This window comes from Mycolicibacterium sp. XJ879 (assembly GCF_053483935.1).
The window spans coordinates 466,480-480,417 of record NZ_JBEFTH010000001.1; the positions used below are offsets into that span (position 1 = coordinate 466,480).

The window sequence follows — 13,938 nt, forward strand, 5'->3', positions numbered from 1 at the left end:
GACGCTCAGTCGATGTGGCGGGCGCCGTCGCTGACCACGCGTCCCGAGATGCGCACCCAACCTTCGGCGCTCCACTGGGTGTAGATCTCGGAACCCTTGCCCTGCACGATGGTCAGGTCCCGGCTGAGGTAGTCGGTCATGCGTGCCGCCGCCGAGCCGGTGGCCTCGTCTTCGGGCACGCCTAGGTCGGTCGCGAACATCCGCGACCGCACCACCCCCTTGTCGCGGTCGAGCCACGTCCACAGGTAGTGGCTCACGTCGTCGGGATAGTCGGCGGGGTCGGCGTCCAGCAACTCCTCGGTCGAGGTGACGTCGTGGATCGCGAACTCCGGCGCCCACTCCGAACGTGCGCTGACCGCGGTCAGCTCGTCGGCGTAGCCCACCTGGACGATGCCGGCCGGCACCCGCAGCGTGTGGATCGGCGTGCCCTGTTCGCGCAACCACCACGCGGCGCCGACGGTCGGATGCCCGGCGAAGGGCATCTCGGTGCTCGGCGTGTAGATGCGGGCGTGCGCGGTGTTGGTTCCTGGCTGCGGACGTTCGACGAACACGGTTTCGCTGTAACCCAATTGGGTGGCGATCCGCTGCCGATCGTCAGGGTCCACGGTGCCGGCGTCGACGACGCCGAGCGGATTTCCGTGCTTGCCGCCGGGGTCGGTGAAAACCCGCAACACGGTCACGTCGATGGCCATGCGCCGATGCTACTTTGTGCCCGGCTGGCGTCGACCGGCCCCGAGGGTGAGGGGCTCTGGGCGCCTCGCACCGCTAGCGGGTGTCGTCGCCGTCCTGGAAGGGATCCGTGGACTTGTCATCGGACTGTTGAGCGAGGAACCGTTCGAACTCGGCGCCGAGCTCGTCGCCGCTGGGCAGCTCCTCATCACGCGCCAGCAGCGACCGGTTCTCCTGGGCCGCGACGAACGCGTCGTACTGGCGCTCCAGCGCGGTCACCACCTGGGCGACCTCGCTGCTGTCTTCGACCTGTTCGTTCACCTTCATCAGCACTTCGGCGCCCGCCTCGACCAGAGCGTCCAGCGGAAGCTGCAGTGACCCGCTCTTGGCGACCTCGGCCAGCAACGCTTCTGCGGCCGCGGGGTAGGCGGTCTGCGCCAGGTAGTGCGGGACGTGCACGGTAAACCCGACCACTTCGTGGCCGTGCTGGGCCATCCGGAACTCCAACAGGTTGGACACGCTGGCGGGCACCTGTACCTCGCCGACCCATGGTTGGTGGTCGGCGATCAGCTCTTTGTCGTTGGAATGCGCTGTGAGCGTGATCGGGCGCGTGTGGGGGACTGCCATCGGGATGGTGCCCAGCCCGATCACCCGGCGCACCCCGAGCCGTTCGGCCAGCAGCCGCACTGCGGTGATGAACCGCTCCCACCGCAGATCGGGCTCCATCCCGGCGAGGAGCAGGAACGGCGTCCCGACGCTGTCGCGCAGCGCGTAGAGGTTGAGTTCGGGGTCTTCGTAGTTGGTGAAGTGGTCGGTCTTGAAGGTCATCAGCGGACGCCGGGAGCGGTAGTCCAGCAGCTCGTCGATGGCGAACGACGCCACCAACTCGGTGTCGAGGGTGTCGCGCAGGTGCTGCGCGGCCAGCCGGATGGCGTGGCCGGCGTCGGAGAAGCCCTCGAGCGCGTGGATCATCACCGGTCCGCGGCCGTCTGCAGAGGACAGTTTGGGCGCCGGGAACTCGAGTTCGTACATGCCGGTCTGCTCCGGCTGGTACTGCTGTTCAGGACTGCCTGGACTATCGGTCATTTGTTTTCGTCTCCTCACCGCGGTGCCAAGACATTAGCGCTTCTATCGTTCCAACTGATTTCTGAGTCGTTGCGTTCCCGCTGGGCGAGCAAACATTCCTCAGGCGCGGAAGTGGTTCAACGCCCACAGTTTGTTCATCACGTCCAGCGCCGCGACCTTGTAGGCCTCGGAGAATGTCGGGTAGTTGAACACCGCGTCGACCAGGTACTCCACCGTGCCGCCGCAGCCCATTACGGCCTGGCCGATGTGCACCATCTCGGTGGCGCTGGTGCCGAAGATGTGCACGCCGAGCAGCTTGAGGTCGTCGGTGGACACCAGCAATTTGAGCATGCCGTAGGAGTCGCCGGCGATCTGCCCGCGGGCCAGTTCGCGGTAGCGTGCCACCCCGACTTCGTAGGGAACGGCGTTGCGGGTCAGTTCGACCTCGGTGGCGCCGACATAGGACACCTCCGGAATGCAGTAGATGCCGATCGGCTGCAGGTCGGTCATTCCCTTGGCGGGTTCGCCGAACGCGTGACAGGCCGCGAGCCTGCCCTGATCCATCGACGTGGCGGCCAGCGCGGGGAACCCGATCACGTCGCCGACGGCGTAGATGTGGTCGATCTTGGTCTGGTAGTTGCTGTCGACGGCGATGCGGCCGCGGTCATCGGTCTGCATCCCGGCGTTGCCCAGGTCGAGCTTGTCGGTCTGGCCCTGTCTGCCGGCCGAATACATCACGGTCTCGGCGGGAATCTGCTTGCCGCTGGCCAGTGTGGTGACCGTGCCCGCGGACCCGACGTCCACGGCGGTCACCTCCTCACCGAACCGGAACGTCACCGCGATGTCGCGCAGGTGAAACCGCAGTGCTTCCACGATCTCGGGGTCGCAGAAGTCCAGCATGCTGTCGCGCTTCTCGACGACGGTGACCTTGGTGCCGAGCGCGGCGAACATCGATGCGTACTCCAACCCGATTACCCCGGCACCGACGACCACCATCGTGGACGGCAGCGACTTGAGGTCGAGGATGCCGTCGGAGTCGAGCACCCGTTCCTCGTCGAACTCGACGCCGGCGGGGCGGGCCGGTTTGGTGCCCGTGGCGATCACGATGTAATCGCCGCTGACCGTGGTGCGCTCGCCGCGGGTCGGCTCCTCGACCAGCACGGTGTGGGCGTCGATGAACCGGCCGTGGCCCTGGATCAGGTCGATGCGGTTGCGCATCAACTGCGCGCGGACGACGTCTTGCTCCTTGCCGATCACATGGGTGGTGCGTGCCAGCAGGTCGGCCGGGGTGATCTTCTCCTTGACGCGGTAACTGCTTCCGTACAACTCGCGCTGGCTCAGGCCGGTGAGGTACACCACGGCCTCGCGCAGTGTCTTGGACGGGATGGTCCCGGTGTTGACGCAGACGCCACCGAGCATGCGGCCGCGTTCGACGACCGCGACCGTCTTGCCCAGCTTCGCCGCGGCGATCGCGGCCTTCTGCCCGCCCGGACCGGAACCGATGACCACGAGGTCGTACTCGAGCATGGAACCCATGCAAAAGGTGTACGCCAGTCGCACCCGTCATGCAGCGCGACTCGCATGACTGCATGCCGTCGTCTGCATGGGGCGCTGACGCGCGCCTGACCGCCACCCGGCCTGGGCGATGAGACGATGACCGCGATGGTGAACACGAGGTCGTGGTGGGCGTGTGGATGTGCGCTGGTCATGGCGTCGACGATGCTGTCGGGCTGCGCCCGGGTGGTCGCCGGGTCCGCCCGCGTCGCGGACTCCGCGCCGGTTCCGATCGCCCAGCTATTGATCGAACCGGCGCGCTTTCCGCCGCAGTATCCGGCCGCGGTGCTCGACGGCACCGCGGTGTATCGGGCGTTGCACGACATCGACGGCGTCGCAGCCGGGTCAGTGGTGACGCCGGCCGACTGCGCGCCGCCACCGGTCGCAGCCCACCAGAGCGTGGCCGCCGAAGGCATCGACAGCACGACGGCCAGCAGCCTGATCGTCACGGTGACCCGGCCCGCCCCGGCGCTGCGCAAGAGAAGTGAGCAATTGCGCCGGTGCGCGTCGTTCACCGCCGCGCACCACGGTGTCCCGTCCGATGTGACCGTGACGATGCTGCCCAAACCGCCGGTCGACGCCGACGACAGCCTGGCCGTCGACCAGACCGTCACCCCGCAAACGGGGCCCGCGCGCCGGACCTTGACCTTCGCCGCGCAGATCGGTGATACCCGGGTCAGCGCGACCTGGCTGCATCAAGGTGACGCCGAGGTGCCCGACACCACCTCGCTGCACACGCTGTTCAACGACGCGGTGTTGAAGGTGCGACGAAGCACCTAGGTCCGTCGGGTGCCTTTCATCCCCAACGGCGAATTCATCCACAGCCACCCCACCGCAGCGTTCCGAACCGGCTGAAACCGTCGGCTCCCTCGCGACGGTGGACACATGACCACATCGCAATCACCCGATTTCTATCTGAACCGTCCCGGCGTGCTGATCGCCGCCTTACCTGCCGTGCTCGGCTTCGTGCCGGAAAAATCTCTCGTGCTGGTCACCGTCGAACGCGGCGCGATGGGATGTGTGATGAGAGTCGACCTCTCAGATGACTTGCCCGACTGCCTCGACCACATCGCCGAGGTGGCGGCCGGGGCCAGGCCGGACTCCGCGATCGCCGTGATGGTCGACGAGGAAGGGGCCAACTGTCGGCTCTGCAACGACGACTACCGGCACCTCGCGGACGCGCTGACGATGTCGCTGGCCGAGCAGGGGATCGAACTGCTCGCCGCGCACGTCGTCGATCGGGTCGCCGCCGGCGGGCGTTGGCACTGCGCCGACGGTTGCGGCAGTGCCGGCACCGTCGAGGATCCGTCGGCGTCACCGCTGGCCGCGGCCGCCGTGCTGGACGGGCGCAGGCTCTACGCGCGGCGGGCCGAACTGCAGCAGGTCATCGCGGTCAGCGATCCGGGGCGCACCTCGGCGCTGGCCGCCGCGATCCGCGACGGCGGCAAACGCACCGATGCCCAGGCGCGACGCGATATCGAGGCCGTGATCGAGGCGGCCGCGCACGTGGCCGGCGGCGACGAACTGTCCGATGACACGTTGGCCCGGCTCGCCGATGCGCTGACCGACCCCACCGTGCGCGACACGCTGTATGCGTTGGCGGTCGGGGAGAACGCCGGGCAGGCCGAGTCGTTGTGGGCCGACTTGTGTCGGCGACTGCCCGAGCCGTGGCGGGTCGAGGCGCTGGTACTGCTGGCCTACTCGGCGTACGTGCGTGGCGACGGGCCGCTGGCCGGGGTGTCGCTGGAGGCCGCGCTGCGCTGCGACGGCACCCACCGGATGGCGGGCATGCTGGACACGGCGCTGCAGTCGGGGTTGCGGCCGGAACGGATCCGGGAGCTGGCGGCCACGGGGTTCCGGCTGGCCGACCGGTTGGGGGTGCAGTTGCCGCCCAGGCGCCTGTTCGGGCAGCGGGCGGGGTAGCTCTAGACCTTCTCGACCTTCACGGCGTGCGCCATCGGGTAGGGCAGCTCGACCTGCTCGTGGCCGGGGATGACGATCATGACCCCGCCGTTGTCGTTGATCTGCACGGTCACCCTCGCGTTGGGCACCACACCGGCGTCTTTGAGCCGGCCGATGAGCTCGGCGTCGCCCTGGACGTGCTCGGTGAGTTGCCGCACGACGACGGCGACGGGCATTCCGGCCGGAAGCTCGGTGAGCCGGACCAGGTTCATCTGGTCGGCGCCCAACGCCGAACCGGCCAGCCCGAGTTCGGACAGGCCGGGGATGGGGTTACCGAACGGGGAGGTGGTCGGGTTGTCGAGGACCTGCACCAGTCGGCGCTCGACGTCCTCGCTCATCACGTGCTCCCACCGGCACGCCTCCGCGTGCACTTCCTCCCACGGAAGGCCGATCACATCGACGAGCAACCGTTCGGCGAGCCGGTGCTTACGCATCACGGCCACGGCCAGCTGGCGACCCTTCGGGGTCAGCTCAAGATGCCGGTCGCCGGCGACATGCAGCAATCCGTCGCGCTCCATCCGCGAAACCGTCTGGCTCACGGTCGGACCGCTTTGATCGAGACGCTCAGCGATGCGCGCACGCAGTGGCACCACGCCCTCTTCCTCGAGGTCGTAGATGGTCCGCAGGTACATCTCAGTGGTATCGACAAGATCGTTCATGGCACCCTCCGTCACGGCGAGTCTACCGGCTTAGCTGGAGAAACTGGGGTCTAACGTGCCGCGATGGAGGCGTACTGCCCCCGACGCAAGACAAGCCCGCCGGTTTCTCGGCGGGCTTGTCTGTTGGTTGTTAACTGGCGTAGGAGCGCAACCGGTCGGCGCGTTCGCCGTTGCGCAGCTTGGCCATGACCTCACGTTCGATCTGGCGAACCCGCTCGCGCGATAGGCCGAACAGCTTGCCGATCTGGTCCAGCGTGCGCGGCTGACCGTCATCGAGGCCGAAGCGCAGCCGGATCACCTGCTGCTCGCGCTCGTCGAGGGTGGCCAGCACGTGCCGGATGTCGGTGTGCAGCAACTCGGAGATCACCGCGTTCTCGGCCGACATGGCCTCGGCGTCCTCGATGAAGTCGCCCAGCGGGGCTTCCTCGTCGCTGCCGACGGGCATGTCCAGGCTCACCGGGTCGCGGCTGTGCTCGAGCAGATCGGTGATCTTCTCCACCGGGATGCCCGACTCTTCGGCCAGTTCCTCGTCGGAGGCTTCGCGGCCCAACCGCTGATGCATCTCACGCTTGATACGGGCCAGCTTGTTGACCTGCTCCACGAGGTGAACCGGCAGCCGGATGGTGCGGCTCTGATCGGCCATGCCGCGGGTGATCGCCTGACGAATCCACCACGTGGCATACGTGGAGAACTTGAATCCCTTGGCGTAGTCGAACTTTTCCATCGCACGAATCAGACCGAGGTTGCCCTCCTGGATCAGGTCGAGCAACGGCATCCCGCGGCCGGTGTAGCGCTTCGCAAGCGACACCACGAGCCGGAGGTTGGCCTCCAGTAGATGCCGACGCGCCGCCTCACCGTCGCGGACGATGGTGGCAAGATCACGTTTGCGGTTCTCGCCCAATCGCTTTCGTGTCTCGAGAAGATGCTTGGCGTAGAGGCCTGCCTCAATGCGCTTCGCGAGCTCGACCTCATCGGCGGCATTGAGCAAGGCCGTTTTGCCGATGCCGTTGAGGTATACGCGCACGAGGTCCGCGGCCGGGCTCTGGGCGTCCAGGTCGTGGTCAACGCGGCTTGAGGTGGCATTTGCCATGACGGCCTCCTGATCGGGTCGAACTGTCATGAGCTACAACGCCCACGTGATCGAAAGAGTTCCCAGCGATCGGCCGGTTCACACACGTTGATCAGGGGTTTTTCGACGACGACCTGAGAATGTGCTGAGAATCAGCCCAGAACGTTCTCAGCTGGGAACATCACCTTTGGGCTCGTCCTCGTCCACTTGCCCCGCTGCGTTCGGCGCTACCGGTTCGCCGCTTTCGATGGCGGTTTGTTCGGCCGACTCGAACGCCTCGCGGTGGCGTTCGCCGTTGTACCGGCGGGGCTCATCGGCGCGGCGCGGGGGACGGTCGTTGGCGATCAACACCGCCATCCACGGCAGGGGAATGGAGACCACGATGATCGCCAACGAGATCAACCCGTTGTGCCAGATGCCGTACGCGATGGCCGCGAACACCAACGCCGGAATGCGAACCGACATGAGCGTGAGGTACTTACGTACCCGTTGGCGGTGCTGTTCCTCGTAGGCGGGCGCGGCGCGAGTGATCAAGACGGGCCGGCCGTCGTCGTCGAAACTCAGCTCGTGGCCGTGTTTCATACCTCCACTGTTCCACACTCGTCGTCTGCTGTACGGGTCGGATCCGGGGAATGCAGAATGGACATATGCGAACCCAGACCATCGAGCGCACCGACACCGACGAACGCGTCGACGACGGTACCGACGACGACGCCCCGAAGTTCTTCCACTACGTCAAGAAGGACAAGATCGCCGAGAGCGCGGTCATGGGTACACACGTCGTCGCGCTGTGCGGTGAGGTGTTCCCCGTGACGAAATCGGCCAAGCCCGGCTCCCCGGTGTGCCCGGAGTGCAAGCGCATCTACGAGAAGCTCAAGACGTAGGCGGGTCGGCGTTCGCCGCTGCCGGCTCCGGTGCCGCGCCGACGGCGGCGTCGACGCTGGCTGGGCTGCCCGCCGCCTGACCCGATCCGTTCAGCGACTCGGCCTTACCCGCCAGCCACCACCGGAAGCGTTTGGCATGGGTGGCCGGTGCCGGCCACTCCTCCTCGACGGCGGCGTTGAGTTCCGCACCGATCATGATCGCGAAACCGAGGAAGAACGCGAACAACAGGAACGCGATCGGCGTCGCCAGCGCACCGTACGTGTAGCCGGTCGCGGTGATCCAGGTCAGGTAGAACCGCAGGCCGAACGTGGCCAGCAGGAACACCACGGTCGCGAGCACCGATCCCAGCAGCAGCCGGTGCGACGGCAGCGGTTTGGGCAGCGACACTCGGTAGAGAAGGTTCACCCCGATGATCAGGCCGAGCACCAGCACGGGGTAGTAGCCGAACCGCAGCACATGGTCCCAGCTGTCGGGGATGAACTCGGCGATCTTGCGCGGGCCCAACGCGATGAACGGGGCCGTGATGATGGCCAGGACCAACATCACCACGTACAGGCCCAGCGCGAAGAACCGCTGGCGCACCGGATGGCGCAGCGGCGTCTGATCGTGGGCCTCGGTGATCGAGTCGACGAAGGCCGAGATGGCCGACGACCCGGCCCACAGCGAGATCACGAAACCGAGTGACACCACCTCGCCGCGCGCGCCCTGAACGATGTCGCGCACCGTCGGCTCGATGATCTCGACGACCACGTTCGACGAGAAGAACCTGCCCGCCGTGTCGATGATCTGGCTCTCGATCGTCGGCAGCGTCTCCGGGCCGAACAGCGGCGCCACGTAGGCCAGGCTGCCGAGCATTCCCAGCAGCAGCGGCGGCAGGGACAGCGCGGACCAGAATGCCGCCTGCGCGGACTCCGAGAAGATCGAGTCGTCCCAGCTTTTGGACAAGGTGCGCCGCACCATATGCCAGACGTGGTGGCGCGACGGTCTCGTAGCGGCGGGCTGGTCCTCGTTCATGACCAGTCCAGCATTCCTGACGACAGCTGCAGCCCCCCAGCACGGCGCGAGCCGTGTCGTGGAGTCAGACCTCCACCGGGCTCACTTCGAGCTTGGCGGCCAACTCGACCAGCTTCGTCTCGTGCTTGTTGGCGTGGTGCTGGCAGAACAGCAGTTCGCCGCCCGATGGAAGCTTGGCACGTACCCGCGCGGCGGCCCCACACCGATCGCAGCGGTCAGCCCGGGTCAACTCGGGACTGGTGAGCGTTGCGTTCATGGCGACCTCCGTATTGCTTCGCGTGCTTCCACTGTCTCAGACGTTTTGGCTTGAAGGCTTGTTCCCTGATCCTTACCGGTGTGTCGCGTCTCACCGTTACACAGCTTGGCCGAGACGGCAGGCTGACCATATGTCATCGCAGCCCGTTGCGTTGGTCCACCTCTGCGGCGCCGACGAGTGGCGCGCGGCCCAGGAAGTCGGTGAGCACCGGCCGGCCTCGCTGACGACGTCGGGGTTCGTCCACCTGTCGACACCCGAGCAGGTGCATCTGCCCGCCAACCGGCTCTACGGCGGCCGCGCCGATCTGGTGCTGCTGCGCATCGACCCCGCACGACTGTCCTCTCCGGTTCGCTGGGAACCCGGTGTGCCCGCTGATCCAATGGGGATGGAGTTCCCACATCTGTATGGACCATTGCCGATTTCGGCTGTGATCAGCGTCACGCCGTACCTGCCGGACGCCCACGGACGGTTTGCGCCGCCGCCGTCCTAACCTGTCCACGACAGGGCGCGGGTCCTACGTACACTTACAAATCGTGGGCATCTTGTTAGGTCTCGCACCGTGGATCGTCTACTGGGTCCTCGTCGGTAACGTGCCGTTCGTCGTCGCGGCGGTGGTCGCGCTGGCGGTGGCGGTCGCCGGTTTCGCGCTCGGCCAGGTGCGTGGTGGCCCGGGCCGTGTGCTTGAAATCGGCGGTTTGGCAACGTTTCTCGTGCTGCTCGTGTTGACGTTGGTGGTCAGCCAGACGTCCGTGGCGCAGTGGATGTTGCCGTTGAGCATTCTCGGGGTGCTGATCACCGCCCTTGTCGGCGTGCTCATCGGCAGACCGTTCGTGCGGGAGTTCGCCGAAGTAGGACAGCCCGACGCCATCGCCAGGAGCGATCTGTTCGCGCGGACCACCACGACGCTGACGTGGATCTGGGTCGGGGTGTTCGCCGGTATGGCGGTGTCGTCGGCCATCCCGCCGATCCTCGACGGTGAGGCCACCATCCGCGACACGGAGACACCGCTGGCCTACATCTGCTACTGGGTCGTTCCGGCTGTCCTGCTGGCCGGCGCGGCCTTCGCGACCCGGGTGCTGCCGGACCGGATCACCTCGGGCGCCGACGACATCGTCCGCAAGACCACGTTCGTCGCGTTCGCCGAAGCCGAAATCGACCAGTTGATCTACCTGGCCACCGAACACGCCAACCGCGAGGCCGGGCCGGGCAAAGAGGCCTACGACATCAAGATCGGCAGCAAGGGAACGCCGCTGACCGGCGACGAGACGCGGGAGTCGTGGCCTTCGACGTACAAGGTGCGTGACAAGAAGCGCTGAACAGGTCGGTCAGCGTCAGGCCGCCTCGGCCAGACCCCGCCTGATCCGGGCCAGGGCCTCGGCGTTGTCGGGGTGCACGAAGATGAAGTTGTTCACGTAGTCGGAAGAGCGGCCGCCGTCGACGGTTTTGGCGTTCTCGGCCCGCTGCAGGGTCGCCGCGTCGAACTCGTCGCCGTCGTGCAGCGCCCCGCGGTGCAGAAAGTAGCCGCGGTAGCCCAGATCGGCGAAGAATGCGAACGCCCGCGCGATGCCGCCGGTGTTGTGGCGCTCTTCGCACTCGACGATGCAGACCGGCTTCGCCGTGGCCAAGGTCTGCGCGGCGCCGCGCAGCACCTTCAGTTCGTGTCCTTCGACGTCGATCTTGATGACGCCGAGCCGGTCGAGCCCGAGGCGGTCGACGGTGGTGGTGGGCACCGGCACCGCCCGAAGGCTGAATCCAGGGTTGGCGTCGGCCTGCAGCGACGAGCGGGTCGTCACCTCCCGGCCGCGCCGCACCGGCACATGCAGGGTGGTCTCGCCCACCTCGTCGGACAGCGCGGTGGCGAGCACCTCGTTGGGGTCCTTGACGATGCGGCGTAGCGCGTTCACCAGACCGGGGTGGGCTTCCACGGCGAGCACCCTGCGGTAGTGGCCGAGCGCGAAATACGAGTAGACGCCGTCGTTGGCGCCGACGTCGAGGAAATCGCGCTGCAAATCGGCGAGCATCGGCACCAGTTTGAGTTCGGGTTCACCGTGGGCGAGTTCACGTTTGACGCGCTGACGGGCGCGAAGGGCGGTGACCAGACTCATCGGTCACACGCTAACACCGACGCCGAAACCGGTACCGGCAGCACGAAATAACGGACCGACGCGACCATTCGAGGCCACGGATCTAGTCCAGGTAGTCGCGCAGCACCTGCGAACGGCTCGGGTGGCGCAATTTGCTCATCGTCTTGGACTCGATCTGACGGATCCGCTCACGGGTCACGCCGTAGACCTGACCGATCTCGTCGAGCGTGCGGGGCTGGCCGTCGGTGAGGCCGAACCGCAACCGCACGACGCCCGCCTCGCGTTCGGACAACGTCTCCAGAACCGACTGCAGCTGATCCTGCAGCAGCGTGAAGCTGACCGCGTCGACGGCCACTACGGCCTCGGAGTCCTCGATGAAATCGCCCAGCTGCGAATCGCCTTCGTCGCCGATGGTCTGGTCCAGCGAGATCGGCTCCCGCGCGTACTGCTGGATCTCCAGCACCTTCTCCGGCGTGATGTCCATCTCTTTGGCCAGCTCTTCGGGCGTGGGCTCGCGGCCCAGGTCCTGCAGCAGCTCACGCTGGATGCGGCCGAGCTTGTTGATCACCTCGACCATGTGCACCGGGATACGGATGGTGCGGGCCTGATCGGCCATGGCGCGGGTGATCGCCTGACGGATCCACCACGTGGCGTAGGTGGAGAACTTGTAGCCCTTGGTGTAGTCGAACTTTTCGACGGCACGGATCAGGCCCAAGTTTCCTTCCTGGATCAGGTCGAGGAACGCCATACCGCGGCCCGTGTAGCGCTTGGCCAGCGACACCACCAGACGTAAGTTGGCTTCCAGCAGATGGTTTTTCGCGCGATCACCGTCGCGGCAGATCCACATCATGTCGCGGCGCTGCGCGGTGGTGAGCTTTTCGCCCTTCTCGGCGTACTCGGCCATCAGCTGTGTGGCGTACAAACCGGCCTCGATGCGCTTGGCGAGCTCAACCTCTTCTTCCGCGTTGAGCAGCGCGACCTTACCGATCTGCTTGAGGTACGCACGCACCGAGTCCGCCGAGGCGGTCAGCTCGGCGTCCTTGCGGGCCTGCCGCAGCGCCTCGGATTCCTCTTCGTCCCAGACGAAGTCACCGGAGGCCTTGTCCTTCTCGGAGGGCTCGGCGATCTCCTCGTCTTCGTCGTCGCCAGTGGCCACTACTTCGACGGCGGCGCTAGCCGGTCCGGCCTCTTCGGGTTCTTCGGCGTCGTCCTCGATGTCTTCGAGTTCGAGGTCGGCGGTGTCGACGTCGTCGGCGAGGTCCTCGCCGGGCTCGACGTCAAGGTCTTCGGTGGTCTCGACGTCGGTGGCGTCGTCGACTTTGGCCTCCGTCGCGGTGGCCTTCTTCGCGCGGCCACGAGGGGCCGCCCCGTCGGTCTTGGCCTTGGTGGCCGGCGACGCCGGCTTGGCCTTGGCGGCAGCGGCCTTGGCCGGAGCGGCTTTGGCCGGTTTGCTGGTCGCGCGGCTCTTGGACTTGGCGGCCTTCTTGGCCGGCGGCGCCCCGGTGGCAGACTTTGCGGCCCCGGTACTCGCAGACTTCGCCGCTGGAGCCTTCTTGGCGGGGGTCTTGGTAGCGGTGCGCTTAACCGGCTCGTCGGTTGCCGGGCTTGCCTTTGTCGCTGCCACGTACGCCCTTTCGTCTTTCATCTCTTCGTTGGCCGGTATCCACGCGAAGTGCGGGGAATGCATGCACCATCGAAGAGCGTTGGCTGTCGAATATTGGCGGTTGATCTCGCCGCTATCCGGGATGCGGCCGCCGTCGACCATTGTAACGACAGTGTGGGAGACGGCTGTCCTGAGCGGCAAATTCAAACCCGCCGGGCGCGCCTACTTGGCGGTAGCTGTGACGTCGACCTCAGCGGCCATCGCGGCACCGACGATTCCCGCGGTGTTGCGCAGCGAAGCCGCTACCACAGGGGTGCGGTTCTCGAGCAACGGGAGCCACTTGTCGGCCTTGCGGCTGATTCCGCCGCCGGCGATGAACAAGTCGGGCCAGATCGCGTTTTCGATCGCTACCAGCACTTTCGTCACCTCGCGGGTCCAGCGCTCGTAGCTCCAGCCCTTCTTTTCCTTCACCGAGGACGCGGCGCGATGCTCGGCTTCCTTGCCGCCGACCTCGAGGTGGCCGAACTCGGTGTTGGGCAGCAGCGCGCCGTTGTGGATCACCGCCGAACCGATCCCGGTGCCGAACGTCAGCAGCACGATCACCCCGGTGTTGTCGCGACCGGCGCCGAATTTTTCCTCGGCGAGTCCCGCGGCGTCGGCGTCGTTGAGGACGGTCACGCGCTGCCCGTCGAGATGGGCGCTGATGGCGTCGCGCACGTTGGTGCCGATCCAACCCTTGTCGACGTTGGCGGCCGTGTGGGCGACGCCGTCGACCACCACACCGGGGTAGGTGACCCCGAGCGACTCGGTCCAGGCGAACTCGCGAACCACCGCGGCGATGGTCTCGGCCACCGCGTCGGGAGTCGCGGGCTGCGGGGTGGCGAGCTTGAACCGTTCGCCGATCAGCGCGCCGGTGTCGAGGTCCACGATGCCGCCCTTGACGCCGCTTCCGCCGACGTCGACGCCGAAGCCGCGACGTTGCTTACCTCCGTTGGTCGACGGGTCGGCGGGAGAATCGGTCGCGGTCATTCGCGCTCCTCTACGAGGGCAGGCAGGTCATGCGCCCCACACCTTAGTAGTTCAGCGGGGTTCGGACGGGGCATCGACGCCCATTGTGC

Annotated in this window: 16 protein-coding genes; 5 read left to right on the top strand and 11 right to left on the bottom strand. The window is 66.7% G+C overall.

The window, feature by feature from the left end:
• Positions 1-5 precede the first annotated feature (5 nt).
• The 3 genes from ABQF13_RS02355 to sthA form a co-directional block, all read right to left on the bottom strand.
• Positions 6-692, bottom strand: a complete 687-nt coding sequence (locus ABQF13_RS02355) for a PhzF family protein (protein ID WP_448391085.1) — start codon at positions 690-692, stop codon at positions 6-8.
• A 73-nt stretch (positions 693-765) separates the two neighbouring features.
• Positions 766-1,755 (bottom strand): proteasome assembly chaperone family protein, encoded by a 990-nt coding sequence (locus tag ABQF13_RS02360; RefSeq protein ID WP_448391086.1) that lies wholly within the window; start codon positions 1,753-1,755, stop codon positions 766-768.
• 99 nt (positions 1,756-1,854) lie between these two features.
• Positions 1,855-3,261 carry a Si-specific NAD(P)(+) transhydrogenase gene (gene sthA, locus ABQF13_RS02365; RefSeq protein WP_448391380.1) on the bottom strand — a complete coding sequence of 469 codons (1,407 nt, stop codon included), beginning with the start codon at positions 3,259-3,261 and terminating at the stop codon, positions 1,855-1,857.
• Positions 3,262-3,396: 135 nt separating this feature from the next.
• Here sthA and ABQF13_RS02370 point away from each other — a divergent pair, with 135 nt between their 5' ends.
• Both ABQF13_RS02370 and ABQF13_RS02375 read left to right on the top strand, forming a co-directional pair.
• The gene (locus ABQF13_RS02370; RefSeq protein WP_448391087.1) at positions 3,397-4,068 is read left to right on the top strand and encodes a hypothetical protein; all 672 of its coding nucleotides are present in this window, start codon (positions 3,397-3,399) and stop codon (positions 4,066-4,068) included.
• A 105-nt stretch (positions 4,069-4,173) separates the two neighbouring features.
• On the top strand, positions 4,174-5,211 hold the full coding sequence (locus ABQF13_RS02375) for a DUF4192 domain-containing protein (protein WP_448391088.1): 1,038 nt from the start codon (positions 4,174-4,176) through the stop codon (positions 5,209-5,211).
• 2 nt (positions 5,212-5,213) lie between these two features.
• Here ABQF13_RS02375 and ABQF13_RS02380 read toward each other — a convergent pair whose 3' ends face one another.
• From ABQF13_RS02380 to ABQF13_RS02390, 3 genes are all read right to left on the bottom strand, one after another.
• Positions 5,214-5,909: an iron-dependent transcriptional repressor DtxR gene (locus tag ABQF13_RS02380; protein ID WP_448391089.1), complete on the bottom strand. Its 696-nt coding sequence runs from the start codon at positions 5,907-5,909 to the stop codon at positions 5,214-5,216.
• 130 nt (positions 5,910-6,039) lie between these two features.
• Positions 6,040-6,999, bottom strand: coding sequence for a sigma-70 family RNA polymerase sigma factor (locus ABQF13_RS02385; protein ID WP_448391090.1), 960 nt, complete (start codon positions 6,997-6,999; stop codon positions 6,040-6,042).
• A 147-nt stretch (positions 7,000-7,146) separates the two neighbouring features.
• On the bottom strand, positions 7,147-7,560 hold the full coding sequence (locus ABQF13_RS02390; protein WP_448391091.1) for a DUF3099 domain-containing protein: 414 nt from the start codon (positions 7,558-7,560) through the stop codon (positions 7,147-7,149).
• A gap of 65 nt (positions 7,561-7,625) precedes the next feature.
• Between ABQF13_RS02390 and ABQF13_RS02395 the strand changes: the two genes are divergently transcribed.
• Positions 7,626-7,862, top strand: coding sequence for a DUF3039 domain-containing protein (locus tag ABQF13_RS02395; RefSeq protein WP_448391092.1), 237 nt, complete (start codon positions 7,626-7,628; stop codon positions 7,860-7,862).
• Here the strand turns inward: ABQF13_RS02395 and ABQF13_RS02400 are convergent.
• Together ABQF13_RS02400 and ABQF13_RS02405 are read right to left on the bottom strand one after the other, a co-directional pair.
• Positions 7,852-8,877 carry a YihY/virulence factor BrkB family protein gene (locus ABQF13_RS02400; RefSeq protein ID WP_448391093.1) on the bottom strand — a complete coding sequence of 342 codons (1,026 nt, stop codon included), beginning with the start codon at positions 8,875-8,877 and terminating at the stop codon, positions 7,852-7,854. The two genes, ABQF13_RS02395 and ABQF13_RS02400, sit on opposite strands and share 11 nt — an antisense overlap.
• Positions 8,878-8,941: 64 nt before the next feature.
• Positions 8,942-9,133 carry a DUF7455 domain-containing protein gene (locus ABQF13_RS02405; RefSeq protein ID WP_448391094.1) on the bottom strand — a complete coding sequence of 64 codons (192 nt, stop codon included), beginning with the start codon at positions 9,131-9,133 and terminating at the stop codon, positions 8,942-8,944.
• 130 nt (positions 9,134-9,263) lie between these two features.
• On the opposite strand from ABQF13_RS02405, the gene ABQF13_RS02410 reads away from it, so the two are divergent.
• Both ABQF13_RS02410 and ABQF13_RS02415 read left to right on the top strand, forming a co-directional pair.
• Positions 9,264-9,623: a DUF952 domain-containing protein gene (locus ABQF13_RS02410; protein WP_448391095.1), complete on the top strand. Its 360-nt coding sequence runs from the start codon at positions 9,264-9,266 to the stop codon at positions 9,621-9,623.
• A 43-nt stretch (positions 9,624-9,666) separates the two neighbouring features.
• Complete coding sequence (locus tag ABQF13_RS02415; RefSeq protein ID WP_448391096.1) at positions 9,667-10,449, top strand: hypothetical protein; 783 nt, start codon at positions 9,667-9,669, stop codon at positions 10,447-10,449.
• Positions 10,450-10,464: 15 nt separating this feature from the next.
• On the opposite strand, the gene ABQF13_RS02420 is transcribed toward ABQF13_RS02415, so the two are convergent.
• The 3 genes from ABQF13_RS02420 to ppgK all read right to left on the bottom strand — a co-directional run bounded on the left by ABQF13_RS02420 (position 10,465) and on the right by ppgK (position 13,849).
• Positions 10,465-11,238 (bottom strand): FkbM family methyltransferase, encoded by a 774-nt coding sequence (locus ABQF13_RS02420; protein WP_448391097.1) that lies wholly within the window; start codon positions 11,236-11,238, stop codon positions 10,465-10,467.
• Positions 11,239-11,320: 82 nt separating this feature from the next.
• On the bottom strand, positions 11,321-12,841 hold the full coding sequence (locus ABQF13_RS02425) for an RNA polymerase sigma factor (protein ID WP_448391098.1): 1,521 nt from the start codon (positions 12,839-12,841) through the stop codon (positions 11,321-11,323).
• 201 nt (positions 12,842-13,042) lie between these two features.
• Positions 13,043-13,849 carry a polyphosphate--glucose phosphotransferase gene (gene ppgK, locus ABQF13_RS02430; protein ID WP_448391099.1) on the bottom strand — a complete coding sequence of 269 codons (807 nt, stop codon included), beginning with the start codon at positions 13,847-13,849 and terminating at the stop codon, positions 13,043-13,045.
• Positions 13,850-13,938: the final 89 nt, after the last annotated feature.

Bases quoted from the DNA above. Each gene is read 5' to 3' on its own strand.
- ABQF13_RS02370 (WP_448391087.1), top strand. From the start codon at position 3,397: ATGGTGAACACGAGGTCGTGGTGGGCGTGTGGATGTGCGCTGGTCATG.
- ABQF13_RS02395 (WP_448391092.1), top strand. From the start codon at position 7,626: ATGCGAACCCAGACCATCGAGCGCACCGACACCGACGAACGCGTCGAC.
- ABQF13_RS02385 (WP_448391090.1), bottom strand. From the start codon at position 6,999: ATGGCAAATGCCACCTCAAGCCGCGTTGACCACGACCTGGACGCCCAG.
- ABQF13_RS02380 (WP_448391089.1), bottom strand. From the start codon at position 5,909: ATGAACGATCTTGTCGATACCACTGAGATGTACCTGCGGACCATCTAC.
- ABQF13_RS02405 (WP_448391094.1), bottom strand. From the start codon at position 9,133: ATGAACGCAACGCTCACCAGTCCCGAGTTGACCCGGGCTGACCGCTGC.
- ABQF13_RS02410 (WP_448391095.1), top strand. From the start codon at position 9,264: ATGTCATCGCAGCCCGTTGCGTTGGTCCACCTCTGCGGCGCCGACGAG.
- ppgK (WP_448391099.1), bottom strand. From the start codon at position 13,849: ATGACCGCGACCGATTCTCCCGCCGACCCGTCGACCAACGGAGGTAAG.
- ABQF13_RS02390 (WP_448391091.1), bottom strand. From the start codon at position 7,560: ATGAAACACGGCCACGAGCTGAGTTTCGACGACGACGGCCGGCCCGTC.
- ABQF13_RS02400 (WP_448391093.1), bottom strand. From the start codon at position 8,877: ATGAACGAGGACCAGCCCGCCGCTACGAGACCGTCGCGCCACCACGTC.
- ABQF13_RS02420 (WP_448391097.1), bottom strand. From the start codon at position 11,238: ATGAGTCTGGTCACCGCCCTTCGCGCCCGTCAGCGCGTCAAACGTGAA.
- ABQF13_RS02355 (WP_448391085.1), bottom strand. From the start codon at position 692: ATGGCCATCGACGTGACCGTGTTGCGGGTTTTCACCGACCCCGGCGGC.
- sthA (WP_448391380.1), bottom strand. From the start codon at position 3,261: ATGCTCGAGTACGACCTCGTGGTCATCGGTTCCGGTCCGGGCGGGCAG.
- ABQF13_RS02375 (WP_448391088.1), top strand. From the start codon at position 4,174: ATGACCACATCGCAATCACCCGATTTCTATCTGAACCGTCCCGGCGTG.
- ABQF13_RS02360 (WP_448391086.1), bottom strand. From the start codon at position 1,755: ATGACCGATAGTCCAGGCAGTCCTGAACAGCAGTACCAGCCGGAGCAG.